The organism is Agromyces sp. CF514 (assembly GCF_900113185.1).
GTDB lineage: Bacteria > Actinomycetota > Actinomycetes > Actinomycetales > Microbacteriaceae > Agromyces.
In genome coordinates this window covers 188528-203975 of record NZ_FOZD01000003.1, presented here as the reverse complement: position 1 = coordinate 203975, position 15448 = coordinate 188528, and the positions used below count along the sequence as shown (strand labels likewise).

Below are 15448 nucleotides of genomic sequence, written 5' to 3'. Positions count from 1 at the left end.
CCGAACGACCGCCGGGTTGACCCGTTCGCGGCCCGACGCGTGGCGACAGGTCTCAGCGGGATCGGCCGATGAGTTCCAGCAGGGCGCGGCCGTAGGCCTCGGCGACCTCTGGGTGCTCGAACCGCATCGGCGACCCCGCGATCTCGACCTCGACCTCGAACGCGTCGTCGAGTCTCGTCAGGCTGCGGAACGTGCTGCGCAGCAGCTCGCGCAACTGGTCTTCGCGGGGCAGCCACACCGCATCGGCGAGCGTGACCGAGTCGAGCGCCCACTCGGTCGTGCCGTTGAACCCGAGGATCGTTCCCGACGGGGTCGGGTGCGACTCGATCGTCATCTCGCTGACCGTGAAGACCTCGGCGTCGACCTCGGACTCGACCTCGTCGGGCAGGTCGAGCTGGAACCGGTCGCCCGACGCCGGATGCCAGACGAGTCCGGCACCCTTCAGCGCGGTCGCGAGCTCCCTGCTGATCATCGCTCGCCCTCGCTTCGCACTCAGGCCCGCTCGGGCGGGTTCGCGAGCAGCTCGACGCGCTCGGCGAGGTACCGCGCGAGCGGCGCCAGGGCGTCGGGCGAGTTCGGGTTCCAGCGCACGAACACCTCGCCGTCGCGGACCACGAGCGGATCGGATGCCGCGGGCGCCCCGGATTCCGCCAGCGCGCCGAGCTCGACGGGCTCCGCGTCGAACGAGACCGTCGCCCCCTCGGGGATGCCGCCCTTGACGGCAGCGGCGCGGAGCGCCCGCTGCTCGGCCACCGACTCGGCGGTGATGCTCTTGCGCGCCGCACGCTCGGCGCGCACCACCCGACCGGTCGCGTACAGCCGGGCGTCGGCAGAGACGAGCAGCACGCCGAGGCGCCAGACCTCGCCGATCCGGGTCATGCGCGCGGCGCGCGGGATGCCGAGCACTCGACGCGGCGGCTCGTACTCGGCGAGCACCTCGGTGCGGGCGCCGGCGGCCGAGAGGCGCGCCGCGGCATCCGCCACGAGTGCCCCGACGGCCGCTGCGGCGTCGACGCCCGCCGACGCACTGGGCGCGCCCGCGGCATCCGGCACCGTCGACGGCGGCGCACTCGGATGGACGCTCCCGCCGGGGTCGGGGTTCGGGGTCATCCCCCAATGTTCCCTCGAACCGGACCCCGGCGGAAGCAGCTCAGTGGGCGACCCGCCGCCCCGGCGCGACGCCGACCCGGATGTGCCGGCCGGACGCGGCCTCGTCGAGCGCGACGTCGAGCTTCGCGAGCGCGTGCGTGGAGCCGACGAGTTCGTCGAGCGGCAGCGTGCGCCACGCTCGCTCGAGGAACGCGACCGCGAGCTCGAGATGACGAGCGTCGTAGTTGTGCACGCCCGTGAGCGTCACGAGCCTGCGCACGATCGACTCGGGATCGACGCAGAGCTCGGTGCCGCTCGTGACGCTGCCGGCGAGCACGGCGACCCCGCCGACGCCGAGCTTCGCGACCGCGGTGCGCACGCCCGCAGCCGCACCGGACGCCTCGATCGCGACGAGCACCTCGCGGGCGTCGCCGGCGCCGCCGCCTTCGCCGGTGCCGCCGAGAGCCGCGGCGAGCACGGACTCGAGCCGCTCGGTGCCGTCGGCCCGGGCGCGCGGATCGGCGCTCAGGGCACCGAGCCTGCGCGCGAACGCCCGTCGGTCCGCGTCGGGCTCGGACACGATCACGGTCGCACCCGCGTCGAGCGCGAGGGCCGCGGCGGTGAGCCCGAGCATGCCGCCGCCCGTGACGAGCACGACGGCCCCGTCGAGGTCGACGCGATCGGATGCCGCGGCGAGCGCCGCGACCGCGGTCGCCGTCGCACACGAGGCGGGCGCCGCGACGACCGCGGGCACGTCTTCGGAGATGCGCACGATCGCCGTGCCCGCGCGGAGCTGCACGTGTGTCGCGAACCCGCCCGAGAGCTCCCATCCGCGGTGCACGCGCTCGTGGCCGTACTTCGCGAGGGTGCGGCACTTCTGCGTGAGTCCGCGGCGGCAGCGGTCGCACGTGCCGCAGCTGACGGTGACCGACCACACGACCCGGTCTCCGAGCTCGAGCGGCGAACCGTCGCTGCGCATCGCGCCCGCCCCGATCGCGACGACTCGGCCGACCTGCTCGTGGCCGAGCACGAGCGGCGCCCGGGCGGGGCGGTGGCCGAGCACGGTGTGGATGTCGGCGCCGCAGATCGTGGCGAGCTCGACCTCGACGAGCGCCTCGCCGTCGCAGAGGTGCACGCCGGGCACCGCGAGCGCCTCCTGCGCACGGCCCGGCTCGCTCCAGACCATGGCGACGGGCGAGGGCTTGACGATCACGTCGTGCTCACTCAGGCGGTCGACGGTGTGCATCGCGGCTGCCCCCTCGCTTTCGTGGCCGATGCGCCCGGGGAGCGCGTGCTGTGCGGTTCGGATTCCACCGTAGGCAGGCGCCGCCAACGGCATCCGTCGGCATGGTTACCGGGAGGTGAATGGTTCCCCGTTCGGGGGACGCGCCCGGGTGCGCGCCCGGGTGCGCTGACCATCAGGCCGCGCAGCGAGACCGGTCAGCGGCGGAGGCGCCCAGGCCCCATCGCCGCGCCGAGCCCGACCACGATGATGCCGACCACGAGGTACCCGTACCTGGCGGTGAGCAATGCGAAGACCATGAGCAGGGCGCCGACCACCACCACGACGCGCGAGATCGTGCGTCGCACGTTCGGCCTCGCGAAGAAGCGGCCCACGAGCCCGCGCAGGAATCCGGCCTCGGGTCGAGGCTCGGACGAGCTCATGCCCCGACCGCGAACTCGCGCCCGGTCGTCTCCTCGGCGAAGGTCCAGAACCTCGCGGCGAGCTTCTCGTTCGTCGACGTGCGGGTCGGCCGCTGCAGGCTCGGCCGGCCCCGCGTGAGGAGCTGGGGACCCCAGTACTGGCCGCCCGTGACATCCGGTGCCGTGAGCGCGTGCAGGGCGACCTCGGCGCCGCGGTGCTTGCCCTGCGCCCAGAGCTGGAACGAGTCGCGGAGCCGCTTCGCGCGGTCGGGCTCGTTGACGCCGGGAACGGTCGGAGTGAGCCCGCCGATCGAGTAGCCGGGCTGCACGACGACGCTCGAGACGGCCACGCCGGCCGCGCGCAGGCGCCGGTCGAGCTCGAAGCCGAGGATCTGCGTCGCGATCTTCGACTGCGCATACGCCCGCCACGAGTCGTAGCCGTGCTCGAGCTGCAGGTCGCTCATGCGGAACGTCGAGAGTCGCGACGACAGCGACCCGAGCGACACGACCCGGGCGCCGAGCGTGAGGTGGGGCACCAGCCGGGCGAGCATCGTGAAGTGCCCGAGCACGTTGGTCGCGAGCACGAGCTCATCGCCGTCGACCGAGAGCTCGCGGGTGCGCGGCGTGTGCACCATGCCCGCGTTGGCCACGATGCCGTCGAACGGCTCGACGTCGAGCAGCGCGTCGGTCGCGCGCAGCACCGAGGCCTGCGACGACAGGTCGATGACGATCGCCTCGACGGATGCCGCGGGCCTGACCTCGCGGATCGCGGAACGTGCGGCGTCGAGCCGCTCGGCGCTGCGCCCGGCGAGCACGACGTGCGCGCCCGCGGCTGCGAGCCGTGCGGCGGTGAAGAACCCGAGGCCGGCGTTGGCGCCCGTGACGAGGAATCGGCGGCCCGCCTGCGGGGGCAGCGCAAGCGGGTACCAGGTCATTCGGGCCGTGCCCCGCCCGCGATCTCCTCGTGGTGCTGGATCACCTCGGCGACCACGAAGTTGAACCACTTCTCGGCGAACGCGGGGTCGAGATGCGCGTCGATCGCGAGGTCCCGCAGGCGGGCGATCTGGCGCTGCTCGCGACCCGGGTCGCTCGGCGGCAGGCCGTGCTCGGCCTTCAGGCGCCCGACCTTCTGCGTGAACTTGAACCGCTCGGCGAGCAGGTGGATGAGCGCCGCATCGATGTTGTCGATGCTCGATCGGATGCCGAGGAGCTCGGTCATCGCAGCATCACGTTCGTCGATCGGGCCGTTGGTCATACGTCGACCCTACCCGCGCCGGCGGGCCGCGCGACCGGCCCGGCGCAGCATCACGCCAGCGACGCCCGCTCGAGCACCGGGCGGGTCACGAGGAGCCCGAGCCACACGATGCCGATGCCCGCCGCGAGCACGCCGGCGATGACCGCGAGCGAGAGCGGTGCCACGATGAGCGTGATGCCCGTGAGCGGCAGCATCACGATCGCGGCGACGACCGCCGACCCGATCGCCGTGATGCGCAGCGGCGACATGACCGAGCGGCGTCGGGCCGCCTCCATCGTGGCGACGGGCATTCCGAGCATGCCGAGGCTGCGGTAGAGATCGGCGCGGTCGAGGATCGCGGCGGCCTGCCCGACGCCCACCGAGCACGCGACCATGAGGAACGAGCCGACGACGGTGATCAGGATGCCGGTGCGGATGTCCTCGAGCAGCAGCGCCGACTCGGGGTCGCCCGCGCCTCCGGCATCGCCGACCGCCCCGAGCAGGCCGACGCCGACGCCCGCGAACACGGCCATGAAGCTCGTCATCGCGACCCCGCCGACCTGCCGCCAGGCCGCCTTCGGCGACTCGAGCACCGAGCGCGCGGCGAGGAGCCGCGCCGGCGTCTTCGCCCGACGCGCCTGCGCGCTCGCGACGAGCCGGATCACCCACGGCCCGACGAGGTTGAGCACCGCGAGCGTGCCGCCGAAGGCGACCGCGAGCATGGTGATGAGCGCGAGCGCGAACTGCGCGACGCCGATCACGCTCATCAACGCGTAGCCGAGCGCGATGACCGCGATGCCGACGACCACGCGGATCCAGTGCAGGCGGGGCGCCTCCTGACGGGTGCGCACGCCGAGCGGCGAGATCACGACCTGTCGCAGCCCGAGCACCGCGCTGGCCGCGGCGAGCGCCGCCACCGCGATCGGGGCGAGCACGAGCACCCACCAGGGCAGCAGCACGCCTGCCGCACCGAGCGGCTCGCCTCGGAACGGGATGAGCCCGATGAGCGGCACCGCCGCGAGGTACGCCAGCACGCCGAGCACCGCGCCGACGAGGGCGAAGGCGGCGGCCTCGATGACGGCGAGCGCGCGCACGACGCCGGGCGTCGCCCCGAGCAGTCGCAGGGTCGCGAGCCGATCGTCGCGCCGCCTGGCCGAGAGTCGTGCGGCCGCACCGCCGAGCGAGACGAGCGGCACGACGAGCAGCACGAGCGCGATGACCGCGAGCGACTGGTAGAGCATCGCCGGCTCGTCCGTCCACGTGAAGAACGTCTGCGCGCCGCCCGCGACCGTGAGCAGCAGCGCGGTGACCACGCCGAAGGCGACGACCGGGAGCACGGATGCCGCGGCGCCGGCCGATCCCGGGCGTGCGAGCAGCCAGGCGACCCGGGCGATCATGCCCGCAGCCCCTCGGTCGAGCCCGTGGAGGAGGCGTCGGTCGCCGCGGCGACTCCGGCACCCTGCGCCCCGAGGCGTGCCGCGGCGGCGGGGTGCAGGCTGCGCGCGCCCGGTCGCTCGCCCACGATGCGACCGTCGCGCATCTCGACGACGCGCGAGCACCTGGCCGCGACCTCAGCGTCGTGCGTGACGACCACGAGCGTGCGCCCCTGACCGGTCGTCGAGTCGAGCAGCGCGGTCATGACCTCGGCGCTGGTCTGCGAGTCGAGCGCGCCGGTCGGCTCGTCGGCGAACACGACGCTCGCACCGGTGACCTGCGCACGGGCGATGGCCACGCGCTGCGCCTGCCCGCCAGAGAGCTGCCCGATGCGGCGATCCTCCATGCCCGCCAGGCCGAGGGCCGCCAGCCAACCCCTGGCGTGCTGCTCGGCGGTCGCCCGCGGCATCCCGTTGAGCATGAGGGCGAGCGCGACGTTCTCGACCGCGGTGAGCTCCGGGATGAGGAGCCCCTGCTGGAAGACGAACCCGAACGCCTCCCGGCGCAGTCGCGAACGTTCGCGCTCGCCGAGCTCGGTGACCGGCACCAGCCCGATGCCGGAACGGAAGCCGACCGTGCCGGAATCGGGCGAGATGATGCCCGCGAGGCAGTGCAGCAGGGTCGTCTTGCCCGACCCCGAGGCGCCCATGATGGCGAGCGACTCGCCGGTGTGCACCTGAAGGCTCACGCCCGCCAGCGCGTGCGCGGTTCCGAAGGTCTTGCTGAGGCCTGCCGCCTCGATCACGTACGAACTCATGCTTCCAGCCTGCTCGGGCGGCCGCCGCCGCGCGTCGGGCGCGGGGCGTATTCGCCGGCTCGCGGCATCCGACTGCAGATGTACACCGCACACGGGTGCGGCACGGCATCCGACCCCCACCGGATGCCGCGCCGCGGCCCTGCTGCGCCCGAAGCCGGGGCCTCGATCAGCGCGGAGTCGCCCGCCGGATCACGAGGTACCCGCCGACGGCGAAGACGACGGCGAGGCCGAGCACGATCGTGAAGACGCCCGTGATGCCGATCGACGCGAGCCAGGTCCAGAGGCCGACCCACGAGTTGGTCGCGGTGAGCAGCGCGAGGCCTCCGAGGACGATCACGACGACCGCCGCGGCGAGCGAGAGCATGCCCTTCATGCGCCACCGCATGTAGACGGTCGTGGCGCCGGCGCCGACGAAGAGCACGAACATCTGCAGCGCGAACGACGTGTAGAAGTCGTTCAGCCACGTCGTCTGCCCGTACCAGAGCGCGTCGAACATGCCTGCGCCGATCCACCACCCGTTCGTGAGCTTCTCGAGCTGCACGAGCGTGGCGATCGCGGCGGCCATCTCGACCGCGACGAACACGAACATGATGCTCGTGCCGAGCCAGTAGTCGCGCCGGGTCGCGCCGAAGCCGAGCGCGAACGAGAACGTGAACGCGATGGCCTGCACGCCCACCGCCACGAGGTACCACTGCGGCGAGAGCACCGCCCAGCTGTACCGGAAGCCGGTGAGGATGTCGTCGGCCGGCGCGCCGGAGGCGCTCGACACGATGAGCGCGAGCACCATCGTGATCGCCCACGCGCCGCCGAGGATCAGCCACGGGATGCCGAAGAAGATCGACGGGTTCACCGTGTGCAGGCGCACGATGCGCCAGATCTCGTTGAGGCGCGAGCGGCTCTCGGTGCGCACGAGCGGGGTCGCGGTTGCGGTGGTCATGCTGCCTTCTCCTGTTCGGCCGTGCCGGCGAGGTCGGTGCCGGTGAGGTGGACGATGAGCTGCTGGAGCGACACGGGCGCGAGCTCGAGGCCCAGCTCCGCGGCGCGGATGCGCTCAGCCTGGTCGAGACGCCCGTCGATGGTGACGGATGCGAGTCCGCCGATGCCCTCGCGGCCGATCACCGGCCGGTCGGCGGTGAACGCGTCGACCGCCGCCCGTGCGCCGGCGATGGTGGTCGCCGAGCCGCGCACCTCCTCGGCGTCGCGATCGAGCAGGATGCGGCCCTGGTCGATGAGGATCACGTGCTCGAGCAGGTTCGCGACCTCGTCGATCAGGTGCGTCGAGAGCACGATCGTGCGGGGGTGCTCGGCGTAGTCCTCGAGCAGCCGGTCGTAGAAGATGTGGCGCGCGACCGCGTCGAGGCCGAGGTACGGCTCGTCGAAGAACGTCAGGGGCGCACGGCTCGCGAGCCCGACGATGACGCCGACCGCGGAGAGCTGGCCGCGCGAGAGCTTCTTGATGCGGCGCTTCGTGGGCAGGCGGAAGTCGGCGACGAGACGCTCGGCGAACGCGGCGTCCCAGTTCTCGAAGAACCACGGGGCGGCCTTGAAGACGTGCGCGGGCGTGAAGTCCTCGGGGTAGCGCTGCGACTCGGCGATGAAGCAGAGCCGTCGCAGCACGTCGGCGTGCTCGGCGGGCGTTCGGCCGAACACCTCGAGCTCGCCGCCGTTCGCGAAGAGCTGGCCGGTGAGCAGCTGCATGATGGTGGTCTTGCCGGCGCCGTTGCGACCGAGGAGGCCGTAGATGCGGCCCTCTTCGAGCGTGAAGTCGACGGCGTCGACAGCCGTGAACGAGCCGTAGCGCTTGGTCAGGCCCTGCGCGCGAACGACGGTGGTCATGATTCGATCCTTTCCGCGCGGATGAGCGCAGCGAGCTGGTCGACGTCGAGCCCGAGCTTCTCGGCTTCGACGATGAGCGGTCTGATGTAGGTGTCGGCGAAGTCGGCTCGACGCCGTTCGATGAGGCGCTCCCTGGCGCCGATGGTGACGAACATTCCGATGCCCCTTCGCTTCTCGACGGTCCCGTCGTCGACGAGCCGGTTGACGCCCCGCAGCGCGGTCGCCGGGTTGATGCGGTGGAAGGTCGCGAATTCGTTGATCGACGGGATCTGCGCGCCCTCGGCGAGCGTGCCGTCGATGATGTCGTTCTCGACCTGTTCGGTGATCTGGATGAAGATCGGTCGCGATTCGTCCATGCCGCCTCGCCCTGCTTGGTTCGTTGGTTAGTTACTTCACTGACTAACCAACCACCTAGAGGCGCGACTGTCAACCCCTGCGAGACGGTTGTCTCGCATGGCGCGTTCCGCCGGTCGCGGGGCGCAGCGGTCTCGAGACCGGCGGATGCCGCGTGCGACCGCCTACGCGCGGGCGCGGCGCCGCGGCATCCGGAGCCTGCCCTGCGTGAGCAGGATGCCGAGCAGCACGAGCGCGGCGCCGATCGGCTCGTGCCACGAGAAGCGCTCGCCGAGCAGCAGGATGCCGAGCGTCACCCCGACGACGGGCGTCACGTAGGTCACCGTCGAGGTCGCGGTTGGGCCCCACTTGCGCAGCACGTTGATGTTCCAGATGTAGGCGAGGCCCGTGCCGAGGATGCCGAGCGCGAGCAGCGCACCGACGATCGTCCAGTCGAGGTCGACGGGCTCGAGCGCGAGCCACGGCGTGAGGGCGAGCATGACCACCGCCGAGACGCCGATCGAGAGGAACGCGAACGTCGCCGGCGCGATCGGGCGCTGGCTGAGGAACTTGCGCTGGTAGCCGAACGTGAAGCCGTAGCAGAGCGTCGCGACGAGGCACGCGAGCTGGCCGGCGAGCGACCCGGTGAACGCCGAGTACTGCCACGGGCCGATCACGACGATCACGCCCACGATGCCGACGCCCACACCGGCCCATCGGCTGAGCCCCAGTCGCTCGACGCGGAAGACGAGCGTCGCCATGAGCGCCGTCATGATCGGCGTCGTCGCGTTGTAGATCGATGCGAGGCTCGACGAGACGTACTGCTCGGCCCAGGAGAAGCACAGGTACGGGATGACGCAGGTCGTGAGCGACACCACCAGGAAGTGCAGCCAGACGATGCGCTCGCGCGGCAGGATCGGCCCCGGGGTGCCGTCGGGTCGGGCGACGCGCGGGCGCATGATCAGCACGATCACGCCGAGCGCGAGCGCCCCGAGCACCGTGCGCGACCACGCGACCTGCCCGAACGAGACGCCCTCGAGCGCGACCTTCATGAACAGGAAGCTCGAGCCCCACACGAGCCCCATCGCGACGAACTGCAGCAGGGTCGAGACCTGGCCCGAGGTGCGAGGGCCGGATGCCGCGGGGCTGCCGGTCGCGCTCGTGGCGGGTGCGGTGGGGGTGGGGCTGGCGTTCACTCTGGAGAGGCTACGCCCGCGCCGGTCGCACGCCGAGCCGGCAGGAACTCGATGTCCGGATCCCGCCGAAGGTCGGCAGCCACGCGCTGCTCGCGCCCTCCCTCGCGTCGCATCCGGTCGCGCGGTCGCGAATGGTCGCTTCCCGTGCCAACTGGCGGCCATCTGCGTCCGCGCATGGAAGCCCTCGGGCGCGCAGGGAAGCCCGCGGGCGTGCAGGTTCTGCAAGCGCTTGCAATGGGTGACGCCGGTGCGGCAGGCTGGCCCGCATGACCGCTCCCATCGTGATCTCCGGCGCCGCATCGTGGAACCGCATCGTGCTGCTCGACCGCCTGCCCGAGCCGGTGCCGCACATGCAGTTCGCGCTCGCCGAGCATGAGACGATCGGCGGCACCTCGGCGGGCAAGGCGCTCGGACTCGTCGGGCTCGGCCACGAGGTGCGCCTGCACACGCTCATCGGCACGGACGCCGACGGCGAGCGCGTGCGACGCCTGCTCGCGGCATCCGGCATCGAGGTCGACGACCTGCCCGCCGACGCCACCGAGCGCCACCTCAACCTCATGACCGCGGCGGGCGAACGCGTCTCGCTCTACCTGTCGACACCCGCCGACCCGGGCACGCCGGCATCGGCCGAACTGGTGCAGGCGATGACGGATGCCGCAGCGATCGTGCTCGACCTCTCGGAGCGCTCGCGCGGGCTCATCGCCACGGCACGCGCGACCGGTCGGCCGATCTGGACCGATATCCACGACTACGACGGATCGGCCGAGTTCCACCGCCCGTTCATCGAGGCCGCGGATTGGATCTTCATGAACGCCGACCGCATCGGCGACGACCCGGTGCCGTTCATGGAGCGATGCGTGCTGGGCGGGGCATCCGTCGTCGTCTGCACGCTCGGAGCCGACGGAGCCGTCGCGGTCGACGCCGACCTGCGCGTGCACCGCGTCGCGGCGGTTCCGGTCGAGGTCGTCGACACGAACGGCGCGGGCGACGCCTTCATGTCGGGCGTGCTCGACGCCCACCTCGCGGGGTCCTCGCTCGACGACGCGCTCGAAGCCGGGGCACGGCACGCCACGACGGTGCTCACGACGCGGCACCTGCACCCGTCGCTCGACGCGGTGTTCGCAGCATCCGCCTGAATTCCAGGCATCCGGATGGCGTGACGAACCCATTCCATTCAGGCAAACTGCGCAGTTTGCCTGAACAAATGCTAGGCTCGGCGGTATGCCCTCCGACGACTTCGACCTCGAGGCGACCGCCGCAGCCCTGCGCGTGACGAGCGCCCGGCTCGTGCGGCGCCTACGCGCCGAGGGCGGCCTGCAGGAGTTCAGCCCGAGCCAGGCCACCGTGCTGCACCACCTCGCCGGCGCCGAGACCGCGACCATCTCGGAGCTCGCGCGCCTCGAGGGCGTGCGCCCGCAGTCGATGAGCGCCACGATCGCCGAACTGGTCAAGCTCGGCATCATCGACCGCAGGCCGGACCCCGACGACGGTCGCGCGCAGCTCGTGTTCCTGACCGACGATGCCCAGGCCTCGATCCTGCGCGCCCGCGCCAACAAGAACTCCTGGCTCGTTCGCGGCATGACCGAGCGGCTGACCGAGGCCGAACGACGCACGATCGGCGAGGCGGTCGACCTGCTCGACCGCCTGCTCGACCCGTGACCCGAGCGGCGCACGCCCGCCCGCAGCATCCGAACCACTCAGAAGGACCCAGCGCATGACCCTCAGCACCATCGATCCCACCGTCGCCCTCGTCGTCATCGACCTGCAGCACGCCATCACGCGCCTGCCGGCCGTGCACGACGTCGACCAGGTCATCGCGAAGGCGGCGCAGCTCGCCGATGCGTTCCGCGAGCGCGGACTGCCCGTCGTGCTCGTGCAGGCCGCGGGCCGCGCACCCGGTCGCACCGAGGCCGGGCTCGCCATGGCCGCCCAGGCCGCGAAGGCCGCCGCCGAAGGCGCGCCCGCCGCACCGTCGCCGCTCGCGAATCCCGAACTGATGGCACTCGTGCCCGAGATCGACGGCGAGGGCATCCGCATCACCAAGCGCACCTGGGGCGCGTTCCAGAACACCGACCTGCACGAGCAGCTGCAGGCGCGCGGGGTCACGCAGGTCGTGGTCGTCGGCATCGCCACGAGCAAGGGCGTCGAGTCGACCGCACGCGCCGCGTGGGAGCACGGCTACCACGTCACCATCGCGACCGATGCGATGACCGACTCGAGCCTCGCCGCGCACGACAACAGCGTCGGACTCGTGTTCCCGAGCATCGGCGAGACCGGCACGGTCGCCGAGGTCATCGCCCTGCTGCCCGCGACCGCAGCCGGAGCGCAGGCCGCAGCCGGCGCGTGACCCGGGTCGCCGAGCCGGGGCCGGGCACCGGGGCGACGCCGTCGCCCGACGGTCGCCCGTTCCCGGCACGGTTCGTCGCCCCGCTCGTCTGGGGATCGACCCTCAACCCGATCAACTCGTCGATCATCGCGACCTCGCTCGTCGCGATCGCGACGGCGTTCGACGTCGGCACCGGTCAGACGGCGATCCTCGTCGCCGCCGTCTACGTCACGAGCGCCGTCGCCCAGCCCGCACTGGGCAAGCTCGCGGTCGTGTTCGGGCCGCGCCGGATCTTCCTCGCCGGACTCGTCGTCGTCACCATCGCCGGAATCGTCGGCGCCTTCGCTCCCTCGTTCGGCTGGCTGATCGTCTCTCGGGTGCTCATCGGCCTCGGCACCGCGGCCGGCAACCCCACGGCGATGATGCTCATCCGACAGCGTGCCGATCGGCTCGGCACGGGCGTCCCCGGCCCCGTGCTCGGCGCCATGTCGATCGCCGCGCAGGTGACCGCGGCGCTCGGCCTGCCGCTCGGCGGAGTGCTCGTGGGCGTCTGGGACTGGCGCGCGGTCTTCGCGGTCAACATCCCGATGGGGCTCATCGGCATCGCGATGGCGCTCGCCTGGGTCCCGCGAGACGAGCCCGTCGCGGCCTCCGCTCGTCGACCGCGCGAGCTCGCGAGCGCCGTCGACCCGTTCGGCATGCTCGCGTTCGCCGCGGCGATCGTGTCGGTCATCGTGTTCCTGCAGACGGTCGCCGACGGGCCCGCCTGGTGGCTGCTCGGCGTCGCGGTCGTCGCCGCCGCCGGCCTGGTGGGGTGGGAACTGCGGGCGCGGCATCCGTTCATCGACGTGCGCATGCTCGCCGCGAACGGGCCGCTCGTGCGCACCTACACGCGCCAGTTCCTCACCCAGGTCGCGATGTACCTCGTGCTCTACGGCTACGTGCAGTGGCTCGAGCAGGGGCGCGGCCTCGCGGCGAGCGTCTCGGGCCTCGTGATGCTGCCGATGACCGTGGTCGGCGCGATCGGCTCGGCGCTCGTGGCGCGACGGGCGTTCGTACGCGGCCCGCTCATCGGCAGTGCATCGGTCGTCGTGCTCGGCGGGCTCGCCGTGCTCGCCGTCGACGACGCGACGCCGGTCGTGCTCCTGATCGCGCTCAGCCTGCTGTTCGGCGCGGTCACCGGCCTCACGGGCGTCGCGAACCAGACGGCCCTCTACCTGCAGACGGATGCCGCGCGCATCGGCGTCGCGGCAGGACTGCTGCGCACGAGCACCAACCTCGGCGCGATCGGGGCGGCCGCAGTGCTCGGATTCGCCTTCCCGACCGAGGCCACCGACCAGGGCCTGCACGCGATCGCGCTCGTCATCGTCGGGCTGGGCGCGGTCGTGCTCGCCCTCGTGCTCGCCGACCGTCGCCTCCCGTGGCGGGCGGCGGCCTGAGGCATCCGTCGTCGCGAGGGCCGGTCACACCACGAGGCCCGGTCACGCCACGAGGCACAGTCACGTCACAAGCACACCGTCATGCCACGAGGGTGCCCGCGGGCTGGAGCCGGTCGCGGGCGTTCTTCCACGGCTTCACCCAGGTCATCTGCTCGGGACGGAGCACCTGGCCGCAGGCGCTGCAGGTCTCGCCCTGCACGGTCTCGTGCCCGCAGGGCTCATGGACCATCGCCATGTGCCCGCCGCCCTCGGGCACGCTGGTGTGACGTTCGCCCCAGATCGCGAGTTGCTGCAGCACCGGCAGCAACTCGGCCGCGGCGTCGGTGGCGGCGTAGCCCTGACGGATGCGATTGCCGTCGCGGTACTCGACGCGCACGAGCAGGTCGGCCTCGACCATGGCCGCCAGGCGACGGCTGAGCACCGCCTCGGAGATGCGCAGGTTGTCGCGCAGCGCATCGAAGCGGCCTCGACCGTGCAGCACGTCGCGGATGATCAGGAGCACCCACGGGTCGCCGAGCACGTCGAGCGAGCGCCGGATCGGGCACTGCTCGGTCGACCAGTCGGATCGCAGCGGCATCCCTCGTCCTCTCGTCGTCGGCGGTGCTCACCGCTAGTGTAGCTTTCTTCAAAGAAGTCGTCCTGAACTCGATCGCGACCGCGTCGCACGATCAGAAGGTCCCGCATGCGCACCTCCGCACCCGTCCTCGTCGAACGCCCGCGACGCGCATGACCGCGCCCACGGACCGCGAACCGCTCGCCGCGAACCCGGTGGGCCGCACGCGTCGGATCCACCCCGCGTGGTGGGTCGCCGCGGTCGCCTTCCTCGCACTGCTCGCGGCAGCCGGCTTCCGCGCCGCCCCCGGAGCCCTCATGGTGCCCCTGCACGAGGAGTTCGACTGGTCGACGACGGTCATGTCGCTGGCCGTCAGCGTGAACCTGCTCCTCTACGGCCTCACGGCGCCGTTCGCCGCCGCGCTCATGGATCGCTTCGGCATCCGCCAGGTGGTCGCGGTCGCGCTCACGCTGGTCGCGCTCGGCGCCGGCGGAAGCGTGCTGATGACCGCGTCGTGGCAGCTGCTCGTCTTCTGGGGCGTGCTCATCGGCCTCGGCACCGGTTCGATGGCCCTGGCGTTCGCCGCGACCGTCGCGAACCGATGGTTCGAGCGACGCAGGGGGCTCGTCATGGGCATCCTCACCGCGGGATCCGCCACGGGCCAGCTGATCTTCCTGCCGCCCGTCGCCCAGATCGCCGAATCGACGGGATGGCGCGCTGCGTCCCTGCTCGTTGCGGCCGTCGCCCTCGCGGCCGTGCCGATCGTCTGGCTCGTGCTGCGCGACCGCCCCGAAGACCGCGGCGTACTGCCGTACGGCGCCGACCCGGCGACCTACGTCACGCCGGCCCGCCCAACAGGGAACGCGGCCCGACGCGCGCTCGAGGGGCTGGCGTTCGCCTCGAGACATCGATCGTTCTGGGCGCTGGCGATCGCCTTCGCCATCTGCGGGGCGACCACGAACGGGCTCATCGGCATCCACTTCATCCCCTCCGCGCACGACCACGGGATGGCCACCACCACCGCCGCCGCCCTGCTCGCGGTGGTCGGCATCTTCGACATCGTCGGCACCGTCGCGTCGGGCTGGCTCACCGACAAGTTCGATCCGCGAATCCTGCTGGTGGCGTACTACGGGTTCCGCGGTGTCGGCCTCGTGCTCCTGCCGTCGCTGCTGGCGGATGTCGTGCACCCGAGCATGGTGCTGTTCGTGGTCATCTACGGTCTCGACTGGGTCGCGACCGTGCCGCCGACCGCCGCCCTCTGCCGTGAGATCTTCGGCGACCGCGGAACCATCGTCTTCGGCTGGGTCTTCGCCGCGCACCAACTGGGCGCTGCGGCCGCGGCCCTCGGCGCCGGCGTCATCCGGGACACCTTCGGCACCTACACCTACGCGTGGTGGGGCGGCGCGGCGCTCTGCATCATCGCCGCGGTGCTCTCGATCGCCGTCCGCCGCCGGCCCGCGCCGCACACGACGAGCGATGCGGCAGACCCCGTCGCGGAGGGCGCACGCTGAACGCCGAGCCCGCTCCGCACGAGCGGGGAACCGCGAGCGGCTCCGGAACCGCCGACGGTTCGGGAGTCCGCGGCCGCCGTCGCGGCGCTCGTGCAC

The 15448-nt window shown here is 72.3% G+C and carries 18 protein-coding genes; 5 read left to right on the top strand and 13 right to left on the bottom strand.

Annotation, left to right across the window (positions count from 1 at the left end; all coding sequences use genetic code 11):
- Positions 1 to 52: 52 nt before the first annotated feature.
- The 12 genes from BM342_RS18990 to BM342_RS18935 form a co-directional block, all read right to left on the bottom strand.
- Positions 53 to 472: a pilus assembly protein CpaE gene (locus BM342_RS18990; RefSeq protein WP_092969265.1), complete on the bottom strand. Its 420-nt coding sequence runs from the start codon at positions 470 to 472 to the stop codon at positions 53 to 55.
- Between the two features lie 20 nt (positions 473 to 492).
- Positions 493 to 1110 carry a hypothetical protein gene (locus BM342_RS18985; protein ID WP_092969262.1) on the bottom strand — a complete coding sequence of 206 codons (618 nt, stop codon included), beginning with the start codon at positions 1108 to 1110 and terminating at the stop codon, positions 493 to 495.
- Positions 1111 to 1150: 40 nt separating this feature from the next.
- Positions 1151 to 2335 (bottom strand): alcohol dehydrogenase catalytic domain-containing protein, encoded by a 1185-nt coding sequence (locus BM342_RS18980; protein ID WP_092969259.1) that lies wholly within the window; start codon positions 2333 to 2335, stop codon positions 1151 to 1153.
- 194 nt (positions 2336 to 2529) lie between these two features.
- Positions 2530 to 2754, bottom strand: coding sequence for a hypothetical protein (locus tag BM342_RS18975; RefSeq protein WP_092969256.1), 225 nt, complete (start codon positions 2752 to 2754; stop codon positions 2530 to 2532).
- On the bottom strand, positions 2751 to 3668 hold the full coding sequence (locus BM342_RS18970; protein WP_092969253.1) for an SDR family NAD(P)-dependent oxidoreductase: 918 nt from the start codon (positions 3666 to 3668) through the stop codon (positions 2751 to 2753). The genes BM342_RS18975 and BM342_RS18970 overlap by 4 nt, the downstream gene beginning before the upstream one ends.
- Positions 3665 to 3988 (bottom strand): chorismate mutase, encoded by a 324-nt coding sequence (locus BM342_RS18965; protein ID WP_092969250.1) that lies wholly within the window; start codon positions 3986 to 3988, stop codon positions 3665 to 3667. The genes BM342_RS18970 and BM342_RS18965 overlap by 4 nt, the downstream gene beginning before the upstream one ends.
- Before the next feature lie 50 nt (positions 3989 to 4038).
- The gene (locus BM342_RS18960) at positions 4039 to 5364 is read right to left on the bottom strand and encodes an FtsX-like permease family protein (RefSeq protein WP_092969247.1); all 1326 of its coding nucleotides are present in this window, start codon (positions 5362 to 5364) and stop codon (positions 4039 to 4041) included.
- On the bottom strand, positions 5361 to 6158 hold the full coding sequence (locus BM342_RS18955) for an ABC transporter ATP-binding protein (RefSeq protein WP_092969244.1): 798 nt from the start codon (positions 6156 to 6158) through the stop codon (positions 5361 to 5363). The genes BM342_RS18960 and BM342_RS18955 overlap by 4 nt, the downstream gene beginning before the upstream one ends.
- Before the next feature lie 166 nt (positions 6159 to 6324).
- Positions 6325 to 7095 (bottom strand): hypothetical protein, encoded by a 771-nt coding sequence (locus tag BM342_RS18950; RefSeq protein WP_092969241.1) that lies wholly within the window; start codon positions 7093 to 7095, stop codon positions 6325 to 6327.
- Entirely contained in the window at positions 7092 to 7994 is a 903-nt protein-coding gene (locus BM342_RS18945) for an ABC transporter ATP-binding protein (protein ID WP_092969238.1), read from the bottom strand. Before BM342_RS18945 ends, BM342_RS18950 begins: the two co-directional genes overlap by 4 nt.
- On the bottom strand, positions 7991 to 8350 hold the full coding sequence (locus BM342_RS18940; RefSeq protein ID WP_092969235.1) for a GntR family transcriptional regulator: 360 nt from the start codon (positions 8348 to 8350) through the stop codon (positions 7991 to 7993). Before BM342_RS18940 ends, BM342_RS18945 begins: the two co-directional genes overlap by 4 nt.
- 162 nt (positions 8351 to 8512) lie before the next feature.
- Entirely contained in the window at positions 8513 to 9412 is a 900-nt protein-coding gene (locus BM342_RS18935) for a DMT family transporter (protein ID WP_092969493.1), read from the bottom strand.
- A gap of 377 nt (positions 9413 to 9789) precedes the next feature.
- On the opposite strand from BM342_RS18935, the gene BM342_RS18930 reads away from it, so the two are divergent.
- The 4 genes from BM342_RS18930 (at position 9790) to BM342_RS18915 (ending at position 13288) form a co-directional block, all read left to right on the top strand.
- Positions 9790 to 10659, top strand: a complete 870-nt coding sequence (locus BM342_RS18930; RefSeq protein ID WP_092969232.1) for a carbohydrate kinase family protein — start codon at positions 9790 to 9792, stop codon at positions 10657 to 10659.
- A gap of 85 nt (positions 10660 to 10744) precedes the next feature.
- Positions 10745 to 11182, top strand: a complete 438-nt coding sequence (locus tag BM342_RS18925) for a MarR family winged helix-turn-helix transcriptional regulator (RefSeq protein WP_092969229.1) — start codon at positions 10745 to 10747, stop codon at positions 11180 to 11182.
- Positions 11183 to 11237: 55 nt separating this feature from the next.
- Positions 11238 to 11870, top strand: a complete 633-nt coding sequence (locus tag BM342_RS18920; protein ID WP_092969227.1) for an isochorismatase family protein — start codon at positions 11238 to 11240, stop codon at positions 11868 to 11870.
- Positions 11867 to 13288, top strand: a complete 1422-nt coding sequence (locus BM342_RS18915; protein WP_092969224.1) for an MFS transporter — start codon at positions 11867 to 11869, stop codon at positions 13286 to 13288. The genes BM342_RS18920 and BM342_RS18915 overlap by 4 nt, the downstream gene beginning before the upstream one ends.
- Before the next feature lie 79 nt (positions 13289 to 13367).
- Here the strand turns inward: BM342_RS18915 and BM342_RS18910 are convergent, their stop codons facing one another.
- The gene (locus BM342_RS18910) at positions 13368 to 13865 is read right to left on the bottom strand and encodes a winged helix-turn-helix transcriptional regulator (protein ID WP_092969221.1); all 498 of its coding nucleotides are present in this window, start codon (positions 13863 to 13865) and stop codon (positions 13368 to 13370) included.
- Between the two features lie 149 nt (positions 13866 to 14014).
- On the opposite strand from BM342_RS18910, the gene BM342_RS18905 reads away from it, so the two are divergent.
- On the top strand, positions 14015 to 15352 hold the full coding sequence (locus tag BM342_RS18905; protein ID WP_092969218.1) for an MFS transporter: 1338 nt from the start codon (positions 14015 to 14017) through the stop codon (positions 15350 to 15352).
- The last annotated feature ends 96 nt before the right edge of the window (positions 15353 to 15448 follow it).